Consider the following 19,234-nt stretch of genomic DNA (forward strand, 5'->3'; position numbering starts at 1 on the left):
CTTCTGACCCGCCTCTCATGCAACGCGCGACGCCTGCGCGTCGAGATACCGTCGAGATTCCATGAACGCCGTTGTGCGCCGCTGCGTTCCACCTCAGCATGTTCGCAGCCGGGCGGCCGGCCTTCGATGGTCGCCAGCATCATCCCAACGCGGGCGGCTTCAACTGGAAACGGAGACCATCATGGGTTACCAGCAAGGACTGAGCGGACTGGCAGGCGCATCGAAAGACCTCGACGTGATCGGCCACAACATTGCGAACGCGCACACAACCGGCTTCAAGCACGGCCAGGCGCAGTTCGCCGACATCTATGCAAATTCGGTCGCCACGGCGGTGCACAACCAGATCGGACTCGGTTCGCGGCTCGCCGGTGTCGAACAGAATTTCTCGCAAGGCACCATCACCACGGACAACGTCGCGCTGCACGTTGCCATCAACGGTAACGGCTTCTTCCAGATGTCGAACAACGGCGCGCTCACCTACTCGCGCGACGGCGTGTTCCAGCTCGACCGCAACGGCTTCGTCACGAACGCGGACGGCCTGAAGCTGATGGGTTATGCGGCCAACGCGAACGGCATCGTGGAAACCGCGAACACGGTTGCGCTGAAGGTGCCGACGACGAACATTGCGCCCACCGCCACGAGCACCATCACGGCGAGCCTCAACCTGAACGCGCACGATGCGCTCAAGCTCGGCATGCCCACCGTCACCGCCTCGGGCGCGCTCGCGAGCAAAGGCGCAACGATCACGGACGGCACGCAAGGCACCAACGCGGACACGTGGACCCTGACCTTCACGAGCCCCACCACCTATAACCTGACGTCCAGCGCCGGCGCATCGCAAACGGGACTGAGCTACACCGCCAATGCGCCGATCAAACTCGGCATGGGTGAAACCGTCACGCTCACCGGCGTCGCGGCAGCGGGCGACAAGGTCACCGTGACGCCCAACCCGATTGCCTTCAACGCCGCGGACAGCGCCACGTACAACTTCTCGACATCGGTGCCCGTATACGACTCGCTCGGCGGCCAGCAACAGGTGTCGATGTATTTCGTGAGGAAAAGCGCCGGCATGTGGGACGTGTACGCAGGCCAGCCGGGCAACGTGCCCAGCACGCCCATCGGCAGCGCGAAGTTCGATACGTCGGGCAATCTGACCGGTACGGTAGACGCTTCTGGAAAACCGACCACCACGGCGCTTGTGTTCAACTTCTCCGTGACGAACGGCAACGGTTCCGCCACGCCGCAACCGTTGCTGCTGAAGCTTGGCGGCACAACGCAGTTCGGCAGCAAGGACGGCATCAACGCGCTGGCGCAGGACGGCTATTCGGCGGGACAGCTCACGAGCTTCACGATAGGCAACGACGGCACGCTCACAGGCCGGTACACGAACGGACAGACCATGGCGCTGGGCCAGATCGCGCTCGCCAACTTCGCGAACCAGAACGGACTGGTGAATCTGGGCAACAACCAGTTTCAGGAGACGTCGTCTTCCGGCGTCGCGCAAATATCGGCACCGGGTTCGACGAACCACGGCACGCTGCAAGGCGGGGCAACCGAAAACTCGAACGTCGATCTGACGAACGAGCTGGTCAAGCTGATCACCGCGCAGCGCAATTACCAGGCGAATGCGCAGACCATCAAGACACAGCGCATGGTCGATCAGACGCTCATGAACATCTAATGCGCCGCAAGACGTGCGCGAGTCGTTCCTGCCGCAAACGCGCGCAGGAACGACGGAAATTCAACTCATCGATCCAACGAGTTCGGCATACATGCCGGCGCGCGCGACCAGGTTGTCGTGGTCGCCGCGCTCGACGATGCGCCCCTTGTCGAGCACGATGATCTGGTCCGCGTCGCGCACCGTCGAGAGCCGGTGTGCGATGGTGATGGTCGTGCGATTCTTCGCCAGCGCGGCGAGCGCTTCTGCGAGCAGGCGCTCCGTTCGCGTATCGAGCGCGCTGGTGGCTTCGTCCAGCAGCAGAACAGGCGGATTGCGCAGCACGGTGCGCGCAAGCGCGAGGCGCTGCTTTTCGCCGCCCGAAAAGCGATAGCCGCCTTCGCCCACGCGTGTCGCGTAACCTTGAGGCAGCGAGGCGATCAGGTCGTGGACCTGGGCCACGCGCGCGGCGGCCATGAGTTCATCGTCAGTGGCGTCCGGTTTCGCGAAACGCAGATTGTCTGCAACCGATGCGTTGAACAGATACGGCTGCTGCGTGACTACGCCGAGCATCTCCGTCAGCGATGCAAAGCTCAGATCGCGCACATCGACGCCATCGTAAGTGATGCTTCCACCCTCCACGTCATACAGACGCGCCAGCAGATAGGCCAGCGTGGTCTTGCCCGAACCGGTGGGTCCGACGATAGCCACGTGGGACCCTGCGGGGATGTCGATGCTGACATCGCGAATCGCCGGTACGTCGCTGCCTTCGTAGCGAAACGTCACGTTTTCAACGCGCACGTTGCCGCGCATCGCGGTGCGCACCAGCGTCACGGCATGCGGACGTTCCGTGATGCCAACGGGTTTTTCCAGGTACTCAAAGATGCGCGCAAACAGAGCGCGGGCGGTGCGCAATTCGACGCTCGCGGCAAGAATTTCTTCAAGCGGCCAGAACAATTGCTCCTGCAACGTGATCATCGCCACCAGCGTGCCAATGGTCATTGCCATACCGAAATCCATGAAGGCCGCGCCGGCAAGCAGCGTGAGTGCCGGCAACACGGAGAGCGCGAAGTAGACGAGGCTCCATTCCCACTGCCCCGCGGAGTGCGAGCGCACCTCGAGGTGCGCCACGTCGCGCGACGTGCGGGTGAATCCGCCTAGCAAATGACGAAGACGACCCGTGGTACGCGCAAGCACGATGCCGCCAACGGACAGCGACTCGTGGACGGTCGACGACAAATCGGCAATGCGTGCCTGCTGCTCGTGCACGATAGCTTCACGCATGAGGCCGATCCGGTATTGCAGCCACGCAAGGCCCGGTATGACGGCGAACGAGAGCAGCGCAAGACGCCAGTCGAGCACGAGCATGGCGATCGCTGTCATGACGACCACGCTTGCATTCCGGGCGGCCTCGACCGCGGTGTGCGTGACGAGCGCCTGCAGACCGCCGATATCGCTGGCAATGCGTGCCTGAATTTCGCCCGACCGCGTGTTCGTGAAGAACGACAACGACAGATTCTGCAGATGCCCATACACGCGCACACGCAGGTCGTGCATGATGGCTTGCCCGATCCGGGTCGAAACGAATGTCTGAATGGTGCTCGCCACGGCCGTAGCCGCCGCGATGGCGACCAACACCGCAGCAAGACCCAGGAGAAGCCGGAAATTGCCTTGCGGAAGCGCTTCGTCGATGATGCGCCGGATGATGAAGGGATTGGCCACGCCCGCAATGGAGGCGAACACCATCAATGCCGGCACGACGGCAAACTGAAGCGAATAGGGCTTGAAAAGCGCAAGTACTCTACGCAGGACAACGTGCCGTGCAGCAGGCGCGTGGCGACTCATGGAACACCTCAGGTTGACGAACTGACGCGTTTCGTCAGCACGTGCATCTTCGGTTGGCTGTCGCCACAGCGCATGGAGGTTCGATGGAGATTCGATGAAGACTCACGCCACGGCCGCTCATACAGCGCACCCATATAGCGGCTATGGCGATCCGGACGCACAAAGAAAAAAGGCCAACCCGCGGGGCTGGCCAGGGAGGCCCCGATACTCACGGACCAACGCCCGGAGCCTCAGGCAAACAACATCAGACTTCGGGGTCGCGCTTCGGCTCGCACATTGGCTCACGCATCGGTTCACGCATCGGCTCATATACCTGGCAAAACGAAAGGTTCGACATGGGCCACGAATTGCCGGTGCTATCCGTCAGAATCCAGTCGCCTGCCTTCACTTCGCGCCACCCGTCGGGCGTCGCGATCATCCACTTGCCGCCGCGAAACTGAACCCGAGGGTGCTTTTCAGGAAAAAACCACCGGCTGGCCTCGACAACGACACCATCCCGCCTGCGAAATCGCATCCCCGCACCTCGTATCGTTTTTCCGATATTTTGTCTGACCTGCCGCAGCAGTCCTGCCGTATTTCGTACCACGCATTGACCGCTATACAGGCGTGCGCCCATCTTAGGCGCGTGGCCGCCAAAGAGTGTTGAGATACCATTGAGATTCCGTGGAGACCATTAACCGGCGCCCCGCCCTGTGCCAGCATTACAGGCGTAAGCAGCCGAATGCGCGCTGTCGAGACCCGAGATAGAAGCATGAACAATGCGCTGATCCTGATTGCGGAAGACGAACCGGAAATTGCCGAAATACTCGACGCGTACCTCGTGCGCGAAGGGTTTCGCACCTACCGCGTGACCGATGGGCAAACCGCCATTGATGTGCACCCCGTACTGAAGCCGGACCTCGTGCTGCTGGACGTCAAGATGCCGAAGAAGGACGGCTGGGAAGTGCTCGTCGAATTGCGTCGCCGCAGCAATACGGCCGTCATTATGCTGACGGCGCTCGATCAGGCCATCGACCGCCTGCAGGGCCTGCGTTTTGGCGCGGACGACTACATCGTCAAACCCTTCAATCCCGTGGAAGTCGTCGCGCGCGTGCGGGCCGTGTTGCGGCGCGTCGGCGTTTCGCGCTCGCCAGGGCTTCTACGCGCCGGCAAGCTCGAAATCGATACCGAGCGATACGTGGCCAAGGTGGTGAGCGAGGCCGGCGAAGCGCCGCTTGCGCTCACGTTGACCGAGTTCCGGATATTGGCCCACCTCGCGAAGTCGCCCACCCGCGTATTCAGCCGCGGCGAACTGGTGGACGCCTGCCTGCCCGGTGGCGACGCGCTGGAACGCACTGTGGACAGCCACGTCTGCAACCTGCGCAAGAAGCTCGACCAGGGCGGTGCACCAGGCATGATGTCGGTGGTGCGCGGCGTCGGCTACCGGCTCATGGAAAGCTGATGCCGACTCAAGAAGGGCCGATGCCGCAGCGCAACCGGCTGAGCCGGCAGATCGTGATGTCGATGGGGCTCGTCGCGGTCATCACGACGCTGATCGCGTTCGTGGGTTCGTTCGTGATCTACGGTTTGCTCTATACGTTCATACCTCTGCCGCCGGGCCCGCCCGAGGACATGCTCATCCCGCAGGCGCCGGACTACCTGATCTTCGCCGCGCTGCTGCTCGTGGCGCTTATCGTCGCGGTCATCATTGCCTTGCGCCTCGCGAGGCGCATTCTCGCTCCGCTCAATTCGCTCGCGGAGGGCGCACGCCGCATCGCGGCAGGCGACCTCGCCGCGCGCGCGGTGCCAGGCGATCGCTCGCTCGGCGAAACGGCGCATCTGGTAGACGACTTCAACACGATGGCAATGAAACTGCAGGACATGGCCGCCGACATGGCGGCCTGGAACGCGGCCATCGCGCACGAACTGCGTACGCCGCTCACCATCCTGAAGGGTCGCCTGCAAGGCTTGAGCGACGGGGTATTCCGCCCCGACGAAGCGCTGTTCCGTGGGTTGCTGTTTCAGGTGGAGGGCCTCTCGCGTCTGGTGGAAGACCTGCGTGTCGTCACGCTGCAAGACAGCGGCCGCATGCAAATGCGCATCGAGCCAACCGAGATCGGCGCCGAAGTCGAGCACGCCGTCGATTCGATCCGCCCGGCGCTGGAGGAAGCCGGCCTTCGCGTCGAACTCCATATCGTGCCCGTCATCCTGCGTTGCGACGGTCCGCGAATCCGGCAGGCGTTGCTCGCGTTGCTCGATAACGCACGTCGCTATGCGCATGCTGGCCGGCTCCGCGTCGAGGTGGAGCCCCGCGACACACATGTGGTGCTGCGCGTGGAGGACGAAGGCCCTGGCCTCACCCCGGAATTCGCACGCCACGCCTTCAATCCCTTTACACGCGGCGACGCATCGCGCTCGCGGGAGTCCGGAGGATCCGGGCTCGGTTTGTCCGTCGTGCGAGCCATCGCCATGGCTCACGGCGGCGAGGTGCGTTACGTTCAGTCGAGCGTGGGCGGCAGTATCTTCGAAATCGATATTCCGCGCGCGCCACTTCCCGAACCGTGATACCGCGTGCAGCGTGCGGAACCTGTTTAAGGCGTGTACGTGCCCAGCCGCCGATAGTGCTCCACCGATACCCGACGCAACCGCGCGGCCAACGCCACACCGAGCAGCACCGCGAGCGGCACGAGCGAGCACAACGCGTCGGCCAGCCAGCCGCTCGCGCCCGTCAACACATCGAAGTGCCTGATCGCTGTAATGAGCACGTAAGTCAGCAGCACGCACGAGACGGCGGGCAATGCCTGCGTACGTACCCAGCTCTCGCGCGCGGCGGAATGAATTCCCGAGCGCCGACGAAAGAAGCCGATCACGGCTGCCGAGGTAATCGCCATGAGCAGGATCACGCATAGCGTCGCCACGTTCGAGAGCCAGGCGAACAACTGGAGCACCGGGTCCGCGTGCAGCAGCGCGAATATGCCCACCACAACCGCTGCAATGAACGATTGCAGCAGCGAGCCGACGTGCGGGCTCTGATGTCGCCCGTGTGCACGTCCGAGCACTTGCGGCAACAAACGGTCGCGTCCGCTGGCAAAGAAATATCGGGCCGCGGAGTTATGAAAGGCGAGCAACCCGGCGTAGATGCTCACGATGAACAGCACACGGATCACCTGCGTGAGGCCATGCCCCGCATAGCGGTCGGAAAGGCCGTAGATGAACGTAGTCGGATCCTGCATGGCTTGCAGCGCAGGAACGATCTTGTTCGCGCCGGCCCCCACCACCATGGCCCACAGCGAAAGCGAATAGAACGCGCCAATGAGCAGCACGGCCGCAAATGTCGCAATGGGAATGGCGCGCTTCGGGTCGCGTGCTTCCTCGCCGTAGATCGTGGTCGCTTCGAAGCCGATGAACGCGGCGAAGCAGAACAACAGCCCGATAGAAGGCGAACCGCTCGATACGGCCGCGGGTTTGAAGGCATCCAGATTGACGCCCGCTTCGCCGCCTTTCAGCAGGATGCACGCGTCGAGCACGAGAATGGTCAGATACTCGGCGGTCACCATCACGGAGAGCAGGCGCGCCGACAGATCGATCTGCCGATACCCGAGTATCGCGACGCTCGCCAGCGCCATGAACGAATAGACCCACCAGGGCAACACGAGATGGAAAGCCGTTGAAACGGTGTCCGAAACAACCGCGCCGAAGAGACCATAGACGCCAATCTGCAGAATGTTGTAGCAGAACATGGCGAGCATGCCTGCGCCACCACCCAGAAGGCCACCCAGGCCGCGGCACGAAAACGCGTAGAAACCCCCGGCGTTCGTGACGTGGCGCGCCATCGCGGTATAGCCGGCCGAGAACGTGAGCAGAATGCCAAGCGTCACGAGCAGCAGCGCGGGCGTGCCGGGTCCATTGCCGAGCATGATGCCGATCGGAAAGCCGCCCGCCAGCACGCTCAACGGGCTCGCCGCCGAGACGACGAAAAAGATGATGAATCCGATACTCAAGGCACCTTGCCTGAGCCCGGGATGCGGGGCCTGCGTCTGCTGAAGCATTACGTCTCCTCCGTCATGTGTCGGTATAGTCGGGCCAGCGCACCGCCCGCAGATCCGCTGCCGAAGAGCGAGGCGAAGCGCCCGCTGACGATCCGGCTACACGAACCCGATATTAGAAGTCCATTTTTCGCGCTGTTATCCCGAATCGGCACAATGCAGGATTGGCGATAAACTACCACGCCATAAATCGAAATTTCCCTGCTGAAATCCCGCAATATGAGCCTGCCGGGTAAGGTCGAAACTGACCGCAGCCGCCCTTGCTACGGCCTTTCTGCACAATACATTTCGCTACGGACCGTTCATGTCGAGCCTCACCAAAATGCTCTCCATCCTTGACGTCTTCTCGTCTTCGGCCATGTCGATGACGGCAGAAGGCATCGCCGAACACATGGGTTTCTCGCGAACCACGTGCTACCGCTACGTTAAGGAACTGGTCTCCGTCGGCCTGCTCGTGAGCCACAACGGCGCCTACACGCTGGGGCCGCGCATCATCCATCTCGACTACAACATGCGCCAGTCGGACCCGATGCTTATGGCCGCCACACCTGTGGTGCAGAAACTCGCGCAGCTGACGGGCGGCGACGCACTCGTGTCCACCTTGTACGACGAACAGATCATCAACGTCCTGCACGAAACGGGCGTAGAAAACCTGCAACTCGGTTTCGGGCGCGGACGCATCATGCCGCTCTTTCATGGTGCGTCTTCGAAAGCCATCGTCGCCTCGATGTCGCGTACCCGGCTCAAACGTTTACATGAACGACATCGCGCGGAAATGGGTGAATTCGAAGACTGGACCGCATTCTGGCGGCATTGCCAGCACATCGTGGAGAGCGGTTACTGCCTTTCGCGCGGCGAACTGGACCAGGGGTTCGTCGGTATTGCCGCGCCCATTGCTGCCGCGAGCAACGGCGACATCAACAGCAGCGTGTCGCTCGTGTTTCGTGAAGAGCATTTCTCGCTGTTCGACCAGAGCGTGCTCGGCAAACTGCTCGTCGACGCGGCCACGCGCATCGGGCAGGCCATCTGAACCGTCGACACGCGTCGTCGTTCAGTTAAGCTGCGTAACGAATTTCGTGACCAGATAGCCGTCGAAGGTCTCCGTTCCGCCTTCGCTACCGAAGCCGCTCTCTTTCACCCCGCCGAATGGAATCTCCGCCGGGCCCATGCCGAAGTGGTTGATGTTGACCATGCCCGCCTCCAGGTTTCGGCTGATGCGATGCGCGTTGCGCGACGACGTAGTGAACGCATAAGACGCGAGCCCGAAAGGCAGCCTGTTCGCTTCGTCAATCGCCGCGTCGAGTTCGTCGAACGGCACGAGCGCCGCAATGGGACCAAACGGTTCTTCGCACATCAACCGTGTATCGGAGCGAGGCGCCAGCACAACAGTCGGTGCGAAGTAATGGCCGCGACTGAAGAGCCGCGTGCCGCCCGCCGCGATTTCCGCGCCCTTTGCTTTCGCATCGCTCACGAAGGCTTCCATTTCGGCAAGCCGCCGTGCATGTGCGAGCGGGCCCATCGTGACGCCGGGCTCGAGGCCGTGGCCCACGCGAATGGTCGCCATCGCGTCGAGCCATGCGGAGACGAAGCGCTCGTACACGCGGCGCTGCACGAAGAAACGCGTGGGCGAAACGCATACCTGCCCGGCGTTGCGAAACTTGTAGGCGGCCAGCATGGCGGCGGCGCGCGCCACGTCGGCGTCGTCGCAGACGATCACGGGCGCGTGTCCGCCCAGTTCCATCGTCATGCGCTTCATGTGCGCACCCGCGAGCGCAGCCAGTTGCTTTCCGACGGGCACCGATCCCGTGAAAGAGATCTTGCGCACCTTCGGAGATTCGATGAGTTGCGCCGATACTTCGGACGGCACGCCCCACAGCACGTTCAGACAGCCCGGTGGCAGCCCCGCGTCATGAAAGACGCGTGCCAGCGCGACGATCGCGCTGGGCGCTTCTTCCGGTCCCTTCAACACCAGCGTGCAGCCCGAGGCGAGCGCGGCCGCAATCTTGCGCAATGCCTGGTTGAACGGAAAATTCCACGGCGAAAACGCGGCGCACACGCCAACCGGTTCGCGCAGCACCGTCTGCTGCACGTCGGGCGAGCGGGCCGGCACGACGCGCCCGTAGATGCGCCGCCCCTCTTCGGCATGCCACTCAAGATGCTCGGCAGACGATGCCACCTCCGCTATCGCCTCCTGCAACGGCTTGCCCTGGTCCATCGTGATATGGCGACCAATCTCGACCGCACGTTCGCGGATCAACGCGGCTGCCCTGCGCAGAATGTCGGAACGCGCGAGTGGCGACTCGCGTTTCCACCGCTCGAACGCGCGATGGGCGGCATCCACGGCACACGCAACGTCGTCGGTATCGGCGAGCGGAAGTTCTCCGATGACCTGCTCCGTTCCGGGATCGAACACAGGACGCGTGCGGCGATGGCCGGCGGCATGGAAAACACCGTCGATATAGAAGCAAAGCGACGGGTAGGCCGACTCATGCGCCGGCGATGCAGAAACATTCGTTGGCATAGGCGTATTCAGCGGGTTTCAATGTAAGCACCTCGATCACGCAGGCTAAAACCAGACACTACTGAGGCGGACGGCGCGCGAGCACGCCACCGATTTCCTGCTTGAGAATAAGGTTCTCTTGCCGCACGAGCAGAGGGCGCACCTTGCCGCGGAAATCTCTGAATGCAGCGTCGGCCATCAGTCGCACGCGGCGTTCGGTGCGGTCCTGAAGCGACTCGAAGCCCCATAGATACACAAGCTGGTTGAGCGGGCCGACCTCGGTCGTGAAGCAACCGAGCATCGTGCCAAGAATGCGCTCCTGCGCCTCGCGGCCGTGCTCCGCGTACAGCCTCAAATATTCCGCTGTGCCGCCCGGCACGAGCGTGTAGATACGCTGTTCAACAAACATCGGCTTCCTCCAGCTGTGGGGACGCGAACGCCTGAAAGCGGCTGGCCAGATCGGCCAACCCTGCCACGTCAGTCTGCGCCGCGACGTAACGGTCAGGGCGTACGAGCACGATAGGCCCTGGGTGCTGATGGAACCACTCCGCCAATACGTTATCGACGTCTTCTACACACTCGCTGCCATATGCGCTGTCCATGCGGTCTTCACCGGACACCCCGCTGCGCGAACGACTCACCTGAACGAATTTCACGCCGAGCGCATGCCAGTAGCTACGGTCGTCAGCCGACAGATGCGCGAGCGGATCGCAACGCCAGCCGATGATGGCGAACCACGGACCCAGTACGTCGTCCAGTTTTCGACGCACGCCGTCCGCGGTTTCCACGTCGGGCTGAACGATCATCCTGCCCGTCGCGACAGAAGTGCCCAAAGTGCCCGGCAACACGACGCCGTTCGTGTAGCTCGGCATGGGCTTGAACCGCATCTGCAACACGTAGTTGCGCAGAGCAGGCGCGAAGCGCGCAAGGCTGAAGAAACTGTCGCGCAGCCAGGCCGCCACGCGATTCGTGGGCATGAGCATGGCCCCGAAGGTGTCGGCAAGACTGATCATGGCGCGCACGTGATCGAGCCGTTCGGACTCGTAGGTATGCAACACCTCGGGCCGCAGGCGCCCTTGCACGACGCCGGCCAGCTTCCACGCCAGATTGCCGACGTCACGCAGACCCGCGTTGAGGCCCTGGCCGATCCAGGGCGGTGTCAGATGCGCCGCATCGCCGATCAATGCGACACGGCCCACGACAAATCGACTGGCGATGCGCGAATGGTGCGTGTAGGTTCGCGCGCGCACGATCTCGATCTCGTCGACGTTGCTCACGTACGGCGCAATCAATCGTCGGATCGATGCAGGCGTGGCGATCTCTTCCTCGTTCTCGTGAGGAAAGACGAGGAATTCCCAGCGTCGGTAGTTGAACGGCAGATACACACAGACGTTGGGCCGGCGCGGATCGCACACGAGTGCCGTGCAGGGCTGGTCCATGTCCGCGTTCCTGACATCGGTCACCACCCATTTGATGGGATGGGTCGTGCCTTCCAGCTTCACGCCCAGCATCTCGCGCAGCGGACTGCGACCGCCATCCGCGGCCACGACATAGTCGGCTTCCAGCGCGTACGTCTCACCGTCTACGCGGCGAACGTGCAGCGTCACGCCTGTGTCGTCCTGCTGCAGATCCACCACTTCTTCACTCAAGCGAAGCGAGACGTGCGGATAGCGCGCGAGCCCCGCGCGCAAGGTTTTTTCCGCAAGCTGCTGCATGAAGATGTTGCGCCGCCACCAACCGAATTCGCGCCCCGAAGGCCGGATGTCGGCAAAGCATCGTCCGTTCGCCTTGAACATGCGCAGCGGCACGTTCTGGATGATGTCGCGGCAGAGTTCGTCTGCGAGTCCTGCGGTCTGGAACAGACGTAGCGCTTCGTCGTCGATGCCCACCGCGCGCGGAAACTCCACGATTTGCGGGGTCTTTTCGATCACCACGGTGGCGATGCCGTACAGCCCCAGCATGTTCGCCATCGCGACACCATTGGGCCCGGCGCCCACGATGACGACCGACGGCCTGTATGTGTTGTCCGTCTTCACCGCTCAGGCCCCCTCGCGCCATACCGCGTCGTTCAGATGATCGAGCCACGCACGCAGCGCCACGTTGAATGCGGCAAGCTGGTCGTCGTGAACGTAGTGCGTTGCCTGCGGAATGCTCACGGTGCAGATCTGCGACGAAGCCGCCGCCATCTTTTCCAGCGTCGCCGCGGACAGAAAATCCGAATCGCTTCCACGCAGCACGAGCGTCGGCATCGTGAGCCCCGTCACGAACGGCCACAGATCAACCAGTTGCGCCGGCGTTGCCGCAAGGCGCGCCGCCGCGATGCCGGCGGCGTCATGCCGCCAGACGATGCGGCCGCTTTCGCCGGTCTTCAGGGAGTGCGCAACGCGCGACTCCAGTGCGGTGTCCGAAATGTTGGGGCGCTGCCGGCGCCAGAATGCGCGGACCTCATCCCATGAATTAAAGGCATCGGGCGTGTCGCGCAGTTCGCGTCTGATGCGCTCCGAACCCTGGGAGCTTGCCGACGCGCCAGGCCCCATGTCTTCAACCACGAGCCCAGCCAGGCGCTCAGGATGTTTGCCCGAGTAGACGAACGCGTTGGCGCCGCCCATCGAATGACCGACGAGCACGAACCGGCGCAGCCCGAGCGCGTCCACGAGCACTTCGAGATCGCGGGCATAGGCCTCGGCGTAATAGTTGCGCTGCGGGTCCCAGTTGCTCAAACCGCGGCCGCGCTGGTCAAGCGCGATTACACGGTAACTATCGGCCAACGCTGCGGCCACGGGCTCCCACGTGTACGCATAGCTGCGCAGACCGTGCAGCATCACGACGGGCGGCGCATCCTCGCGTCCCCAGCTGATATGGCGCAGCCGCAGCCCGTCGTTGACAATCCAGCCTTCCTGCACCGGCAAGGTATTCATCGCTCGCTCTCCAGGGCATCGATCCGCTTAGACGAGCCCGTCCTTGCCGACAATCTCCGAGGACTTCAGACCACCGAGCCGCGCATGCAGACGGCCGCGCGTCGCGAAGGCGAAGATCGCCACCACTTCGTCGGCGCCAGGAGCGTCGGGGACGAGACACGTGACGGTGTCGTAGTGCGAGCGGACATACAACGCGTCCTTGTGTGCGAGCGGCACGTCGATGACCGTGTTGATGCCCCCGCGCTTGCCGGTGGACGGCACCCACGCCTTGCCGCCGCCAAGCGCCTCACGCACCGGTTCGGCAAATATCGCCGTCAGCAATGCGTTGCCGTGCTCGTACTCGCCGGTCGAGCCGACGAGACACGCCTTGCCATAGCTCTCGATATTGCGCTCGCCACTCAGCTCGCGGATTCGGCGGGCAAATTCGGCACCCAATGCCGGCGAGGGGTTCACGAGTTCTTCGAGGTTCTGGCTGAAGCGCCCGGCGTACGGGTTATGAATGACCGCCGCGATCACGATCTTGCGCAGCGGTTCGCCGTCGGCCAGTTCACCGGACTCGTTGGCAAGCGTATCTTCGATCTGCGTATACCACTTGCGAATATGATAGGTTTCGAAATTGGCGGTCTTGCTCATCTGAAGTACTCCGAAAGTTATTGGCGGGACGTGTGCGGCACATCGGTCGCGCGCTTATTCGAACAACGGTTCCAGCTGCGTCGGATCACTGGGCGCGTGGTGCCGGTTCAACACGCGCTTTCCTTCTTCGTCGTCCTTCACTGTCTCGCAGAAGAATTCGAGCCGGTTTCCGTCCGGGTCCGTGAAGTACACGCCGATACCCACCTTGTGGTCTGTGATCTTCACGATGGGCACCTTGCGCCGCAGCAGCATGCCGTAAAGGCGACGCAGTTCCATGATGTCGCCGGCAATCTCGAGGCCATAGTGCTGCAGGCCGATCGTGCCGAGTTCAGCGTCCGAGGCCGCGCGAATCAGCGCGATATCGTGGTGCTTCTTGCCGAACGACATGAACACCCACTGTTCGCTGCGTGCCGTCTCGGCCATACCGAGCACTTGCGCATACCATTCGCTCGAGGTGACGGGGTCGCGCACGAAGAGCGAAAGGTGCGTTCTCTGAATCTGCGGTGTGCGCAGCGGCAACCCCGATGCATTCGCCGCACGCACACGTTCCTCGATTTCCGAAGGCGTCATGGCTGGTCTCCCTCTTCAATCAGTGCGTCGACTGGACATGAGCGACAAGCGGTGCCTCGAATGGCGTCCACGCCACCGCCGTGATCTCGCTGAATTCGCGCCATTGCTTTGTCCAGCGGCGGCCACCGTCGTGCGAGCAGAAAAGATGACCGTATTTGGTGCCTGCATAGACCCGCTGCGGCTGCGCCGCATGCACGCCGAAGGCCCAGAACGTCGAGTTCGGCGGCATGTCGAGTTCCATCTCGATCCATTCGTGACCGCGGTCGTGCGACCGGTAGATGCGTGTGCGGCTGCCGGGTGTGCCGTCGCCGATCGCCATGAGCAGATCGCCGTCCGGCCCCGGCAGTTGCGTAACGGTCCGCGTGTAGTAGAGGCCGTCGAAGCGCTCACGCGAAAGTTTTCCGTTCCATGTCTCGCCGTCGTCCTCGCTCACGTAGACAGCGTTGACGGTGAGCAGCACCGTGGTCTTCGCTTTGTCGCTTGTGGCGGGCAACACGGCGATGGCGTGAATGTCGCTGTTGCGGATCGCCGTACCGGGACCGTCGATGCGCGTCCAGCTCGCGCCCGCGTCGCGACTGCGCCAGGCCCCGCCCTCTTCCAGGCCGAACCAGACGTCGCGACTGTTATCGGGATCGACACAGATGGTGAGCAGCCGTGGACGATGAACGCCGGAACAGAACTCGGGGAACTCGGGCGTCGCACGCGTCCATGTGAGCCCGGCGTCGGTCGATTTGTAGAGCGCTGCACGCGAGGGCGCGCCCGTACCGGCATAGAGCACGGAAGGATGGTTGGGGTCGATCGCGATGGACCACACCGTCAGGCCGTTCAGCAGGTTTGTGGGCCGGTGCCAGTGCGCACCGCCGTCGTCGCTGATGCACAAGCCCGAGTCCGCTCCGGCGTAGATGCGCGAGGGCGTCGAAGGGTCCACGGCAAGCGCGCGAACGATGCCGTCGAACTCGATGGGTTCTTCGAGCCCGAGACGATGCCAGGTCTTGCCATCGTCATTGGAGCGCAGAATGCCCTGCCCCGCCGTTGCGACCAGTACAGTTGCGGTCATGAATCGATACTCCTCGTGTCAAAGGAAAATGCCGCGCGTGAGGCCGCCGTCGCAGCCCACAGATTCGCCGGTGATGGAGCCGGACTTCGGCGAGGCGAGAAACGCCACGATCCAGCCCATTTCTTCGGGCTGCAAAACACGGCGAATCGGCGTGGCTTTCACGTAGTTGGCCTCCACCTGACTGGCTGTGAGCCCCTGCTTTTGCGCTTCCTTCTCATAAAGCTCGTGAATGTGCGGAGTCTCCACCACCCCCGGATGAATCGTATTCACCGTGATGCCGTCAGGGCCCAACTGGTCCGACAGCGTCTTCGTCATGTGCACGACGGCAACGTTGCGCATGCCGGAAAGCTGCTTGCTGCCGCGGCCCGTCAGCCCGCCGATGTTGATGATCCGGCCGAAGCCGTTGCGACGCATATACGGCGCCGCGGCCTTGGCACAGCGCAGATAGCCCACCACCTTGATGTCGATGTCCTGCAGCAACCCGTCGGGATCCGCGTTTTCCAGTTCTGCCCGCACGAGGCCGCCCGGATGCGCGGCGCCGTTCAGCAGGATGTCGAGCCGCCCGAAGCGTTCGACGGTTGCCGCCATCGCCGCTTCCACCGAAGCCATGCTCGTGGTGTCCACGCTGACCGGCAGAATCGCGCCAACACTGTCGCCGGCCGACGCGAGCGCCTCGCGAATTTCCGCTGCCGCGCTGTCGAGATGCTCCATGCGGCGAGCCGCAATGGCAACGTTGACGCCTTCGCGAGCCAGTTCGAGTGCGACCGCCTTGCCGATCCCCATGCTGCCGCCCGTAATGAAGGCGACCTTTCCTTTGAGTTGCAGATCCATGACGAAACCCGTAGAGATTCAGGAAGTAGTGAAGTTGAGATTCAAGGCAGGCGCATCTCGATGAGCCGCGGCCCTTCCGTGTCCGCGAGCGCGCTTGCAAGAGCCTGTTCGAGCGCTTGCGTGGTGCTCACTGCTTCGGCCGGCACGCCGTAGCCGCGCGCAAGCGAAAGCCAGTCGATGGGGGGATCGTCGAGCAGCGTGAGGCGACGCGAGTTCGGGGCGTCGTCGGGAAAACCACTGCGCTTCAGTTCGGTCTGAAGGATTCCGTAACGTCTGTTCGACGCAATCAGAATGACGATGGGCAGGCGCTCCCGCGCCATGGTCCACAGCGACTGGATCGTGTATTGCGCGCTGCCGTCCGACTGCAGCGCGAACACACGACGATCCGGGCACGCCACCGCGGCACCCAACGCAACCGGCAAACCCTGACCGATTGCGCCGCCCGTATTGGTCAGAATGGTGTGCCGACGAGCACGTGCCGATGCCGTCACGAACGGATACCCGCAGGTGCCGCCTTCCACCGAAACGATCGCGTTGTCGGGCAATGCATTCGAAAGAATGCGTCCCACGGCCTGCGGCGTGAGCGGGCCGGCATCCACCGGCCAGTGGCCCGTTTCCACGCCGGGCACGCCGGCTGCCGCTTCGATGCGCTGAACCAGCGCCTCCAGCGCCTCGTCGGCGGCCTCGCCTGGCGCGGCCAACGTGAGAATATTCTCGGGCGCCGCAAGCTCGCCCGGAATGCCTTCGTAGGCGAAGTACGTGACGGGCGCGCGCGCACCGGCGAGCACGACGAGGCGCCCGGCCAGTGCTTCGCGCGCCGGCTCCGGGAAATAGGGCAGCCGGTCGATGTCGGGCAGGCCGCCGCCCCGCTCTGTCCGCGCGGGGAATGTCTCGCTGAAGCACGTCGATCCCGTAGCCGCTGCAATTCGGGCAGCGGCCCGTTGACCGCGAGCGGAGAGCGCGCGATCGCCCATCAGAAACGTGATCGGCGCGCCTGCAGCCACCAGATCCGCGACAGCCGCGACGTTTGCGGGGTCGAACGACGGTGTCGCAATCTTCGGTATGCCTGACGGGTTCGATGCAGGCGAATTCACGGATTGCAGATCGACGGGCAGCACGAGCGTCGCGACGCCACGCTGGGCGCCCATGGTCGCGGCGATGGCGTCGTTCGTATCACGGCCGAGGTCGGCTTCGGTCGCCACGCTGCGGTACCAGACGGACACGGGACGGGCCAACGATTCGATGTCGGATGTGAGCGGCGCGTCGTACTGCAGATGCGCGCGTGCGTGGTCGCCGACGATGTTGAGAATGGGCGTGCGGGCGCGGCGGGCATTGTGCAGGTTCGCAATACCGTTCGCGTGCCCCGGTCCCAAGTGCAGCAGCGTCATGGCGGGCTTGCCCGCCATGCGGCCGTAGCCATCCGCCGCGCCTGTGCAGACGCCCTCGAACAACCCCAGAACGGCCCGCACGCCGGCCACCAGATCGAGCGCACGGACGAACGGCATTTCAGTCGTGCCGGGGTTGGCAAAGCAGACGTTCACGCCCGAATCGCGCGCGGTCTCCAGCACGACGCATGCGCCGTTGCGTTGGTCGGGGGCCATGTTGGGTGTCTCCATGCGGTCACGCTCGGTTTGGTTCGGTTGGCGTGACTATAATCCCGCAATTGGAGATTTGTCAAAAATCAATCATCGAGCCCATGGAGTTTGATCTGACGCTCAATCACCCACATTTTTCGATCTCATAGAAGGCTAAGTGAGCACCATCCGTCGTCTATGCCAACATGGTGAACTATCCACAATACCGTTTAGTGGGATTCTTGTACACGCTTAGCCCATACGAAGGCACGGACACTGCCCCTGGCTGTGACGAAGACGGATGCCCAGCCTGCATGCGCCGCAAAGCGCCCGCGCCGTAGCGGCGCCGACATGTGCAGGGCACGCCGGCGCCCACTTCCCATAGCGGACTAGAACCGGTGCCGTACGCCCACGATCACGAGTTCCTGCGTTGCCTTCCCTCCGTCCACGTAGGCGTCGGATATCACCGCCTGCGCCGCGCCCGCGCCGTTGTTGCCTGACGCATGGCCGTAGCTCATCGTGCCGTACACGTCCGTGCGCTTGCTGAGTGCGTAGTCGGCAGCCAGCGTGACTTGCTGATACGTTGCGGATGAATCGCCGTGCGACTTCAGGTAGTTGTACCCAACCTCGTACAACAACGCCGGCGTAGCCTGCCAGGCCGCAAACACTGAACCGTTGTTGTAGCGTTCTGCATTCCTGAAGGTCGAGTTTCCATCGGCGAGATACTCGGCGTAGCTGTAGTAGCCGCCCAGCGTGACGGAACCCACTGCGTACGTTGCGCCCGCGCGAGCGATGTTGATCCCGCTGGCCGTTGCGTAGGCATTGTTGACCGGCGAAAGGAAGATGCTGTCAGCGCTGCTCGTGCCGCGCTTCGACAACACCGTGTTGCCATTGTCGATGTGCGCGTAGCCACCCGCTATCGTCAGGGGTCCGCGGCTATAGGAGAGTGCCGCGTTGTATGCCTGCCCCGAGCCCACTGAACCGGCCACCCCGCCGAACCCATACATCGCGGCGGCCTGCAGCCCGCCCCACGACGGGCTCGTCCATTTGACGGCGTTACTGTTGCGCACCGATCCGTCCGCGTTGTCCACGTCGCCCGGCGCGGTGAAGTACTCGAGAAAATTGTCGCCCTGAATGGGTAAAACGAGATCCTGCAACGTATCCTGTTGACGGCCCATCGTCACTGTGCCGAACGCACCCGCCAGTCCGACATAAGCCTTGCGGCCGAACAGTAACCCGGAGTTCATCTTGCCGTTGTTGACGTTGAAACCGTTCTGCAAGTTGAACAGTGCACTCAGCCCGCCGCCCAGGTCTTCCGTACCTCGCAAGCCCCATTGACTGATGGACATCTGCCCGGACTGCAGTTTGATTCCGTTACTCGCGCCGCCTGTGTTGTGCGTGTACTGGATCGATTCATCGATGACACCGTAGAGCGTCACCGAACTCTGCGCGAAGGCGTTACTGCACATGCCGGCGGCACATGCCAACGTGGTCGATGCTATCCATTTCATTGCTTTTTCTCCGTCGTTGCGTGGTCAAGGGAAGTCGATCAGAAGCGCGCGACATTTATGTCTGAATATTTTGTATACCTAAATTTATTGCTGACACGATTGCAAACTTCCGG

At 63.0% G+C, this 19,234-nt stretch carries 17 protein-coding genes; 4 read left to right on the top strand and 13 right to left on the bottom strand.

The window, feature by feature from the left end:
• Positions 1-181: 181 nt before the first annotated feature.
• Positions 182-1,681, top strand: a complete 1,500-nt coding sequence (locus P2869_RS28035) for a flagellar hook-basal body complex protein (protein ID WP_277598648.1) — start codon at positions 182-184, stop codon at positions 1,679-1,681.
• A 60-nt stretch (positions 1,682-1,741) separates the two neighbouring features.
• On the opposite strand, the gene P2869_RS28040 is transcribed toward P2869_RS28035, so the two are convergent.
• The gene (locus P2869_RS28040; protein WP_277598649.1) at positions 1,742-3,502 is read right to left on the bottom strand and encodes an ABC transporter ATP-binding protein; all 1,761 of its coding nucleotides are present in this window, start codon (positions 3,500-3,502) and stop codon (positions 1,742-1,744) included.
• A 244-nt stretch (positions 3,503-3,746) separates the two neighbouring features.
• Positions 3,747-4,118: a hypothetical protein gene (locus tag P2869_RS28045; protein ID WP_277598650.1), complete on the bottom strand. Its 372-nt coding sequence runs from the start codon at positions 4,116-4,118 to the stop codon at positions 3,747-3,749.
• A gap of 135 nt (positions 4,119-4,253) precedes the next feature.
• Here P2869_RS28045 and P2869_RS28050 point away from each other — a divergent pair, with 135 nt between their 5' ends.
• Both P2869_RS28050 and P2869_RS28055 read left to right on the top strand, forming a co-directional pair.
• Entirely contained in the window at positions 4,254-4,943 is a 690-nt protein-coding gene (locus P2869_RS28050) for a response regulator (RefSeq protein WP_017775052.1), read from the top strand.
• Positions 4,943-6,046: an ATP-binding protein gene (locus tag P2869_RS28055; protein WP_277598651.1), complete on the top strand. Its 1,104-nt coding sequence runs from the start codon at positions 4,943-4,945 to the stop codon at positions 6,044-6,046. The genes P2869_RS28050 and P2869_RS28055 overlap by 1 nt, the downstream gene beginning before the upstream one ends.
• A 26-nt stretch (positions 6,047-6,072) precedes the next feature.
• On the opposite strand, the gene P2869_RS28060 is transcribed toward P2869_RS28055, so the two are convergent.
• Complete coding sequence (locus P2869_RS28060) at positions 6,073-7,530, bottom strand: APC family permease (protein WP_277598652.1); 1,458 nt, start codon at positions 7,528-7,530, stop codon at positions 6,073-6,075.
• A 301-nt stretch (positions 7,531-7,831) separates the two neighbouring features.
• On the opposite strand from P2869_RS28060, the gene P2869_RS28065 reads away from it, so the two are divergent.
• The gene (locus P2869_RS28065; RefSeq protein ID WP_017775049.1) at positions 7,832-8,557 is read left to right on the top strand and encodes an IclR family transcriptional regulator; all 726 of its coding nucleotides are present in this window, start codon (positions 7,832-7,834) and stop codon (positions 8,555-8,557) included.
• 21 nt (positions 8,558-8,578) lie between these two features.
• Here the strand turns inward: P2869_RS28065 and P2869_RS28070 are convergent, their stop codons facing one another.
• From P2869_RS28070 to P2869_RS28115, 10 genes are all read right to left on the bottom strand, one after another.
• Positions 8,579-10,048: an NAD-dependent succinate-semialdehyde dehydrogenase gene (locus P2869_RS28070; protein WP_277598653.1), complete on the bottom strand. Its 1,470-nt coding sequence runs from the start codon at positions 10,046-10,048 to the stop codon at positions 8,579-8,581.
• Positions 10,049-10,106: 58 nt separating this feature from the next.
• Positions 10,107-10,436, bottom strand: coding sequence for an NIPSNAP family protein (locus tag P2869_RS28075; RefSeq protein WP_017775047.1), 330 nt, complete (start codon positions 10,434-10,436; stop codon positions 10,107-10,109).
• Entirely contained in the window at positions 10,426-12,063 is a 1,638-nt protein-coding gene (locus P2869_RS28080; RefSeq protein WP_277598654.1) for a bifunctional 3-(3-hydroxy-phenyl)propionate/3-hydroxycinnamic acid hydroxylase, read from the bottom strand. Before P2869_RS28080 ends, P2869_RS28075 begins: the two co-directional genes overlap by 11 nt.
• A gap of 3 nt (positions 12,064-12,066) precedes the next feature.
• Entirely contained in the window at positions 12,067-12,945 is an 879-nt protein-coding gene (locus P2869_RS28085) for an alpha/beta hydrolase (RefSeq protein WP_277598655.1), read from the bottom strand.
• Positions 12,946-12,972: 27 nt separating this feature from the next.
• Positions 12,973-13,578: an amino acid synthesis family protein gene (locus P2869_RS28090; protein ID WP_277598656.1), complete on the bottom strand. Its 606-nt coding sequence runs from the start codon at positions 13,576-13,578 to the stop codon at positions 12,973-12,975.
• Between the two features lie 54 nt (positions 13,579-13,632).
• Positions 13,633-14,148, bottom strand: coding sequence for a VOC family protein (locus P2869_RS28095; protein ID WP_017775043.1), 516 nt, complete (start codon positions 14,146-14,148; stop codon positions 13,633-13,635).
• A gap of 19 nt (positions 14,149-14,167) precedes the next feature.
• Positions 14,168-15,205: a sialidase family protein gene (locus P2869_RS28100; protein ID WP_126877009.1), complete on the bottom strand. Its 1,038-nt coding sequence runs from the start codon at positions 15,203-15,205 to the stop codon at positions 14,168-14,170.
• Between the two features lie 18 nt (positions 15,206-15,223).
• Entirely contained in the window at positions 15,224-16,036 is an 813-nt protein-coding gene (locus P2869_RS28105; RefSeq protein WP_017775041.1) for an SDR family oxidoreductase, read from the bottom strand.
• A 41-nt stretch (positions 16,037-16,077) separates the two neighbouring features.
• A complete protein-coding gene (locus P2869_RS28110) occupies positions 16,078-17,637 on the bottom strand; it encodes an acetolactate synthase large subunit (RefSeq protein WP_277598657.1) in 1,560 nt (519 codons plus the stop codon).
• A 362-nt stretch (positions 17,638-17,999) separates the two neighbouring features.
• Positions 18,000-19,121: a porin gene (locus tag P2869_RS28115; protein WP_277598658.1), complete on the bottom strand. Its 1,122-nt coding sequence runs from the start codon at positions 19,119-19,121 to the stop codon at positions 18,000-18,002.
• Positions 19,122-19,234 lie beyond the last annotated feature (113 nt).

Origin of the sequence: Paraburkholderia sp. SUR17 (assembly GCF_029536165.1) — a bacterium.
GTDB lineage: Bacteria > Pseudomonadota > Gammaproteobacteria > Burkholderiales > Burkholderiaceae > Paraburkholderia > Paraburkholderia kururiensis.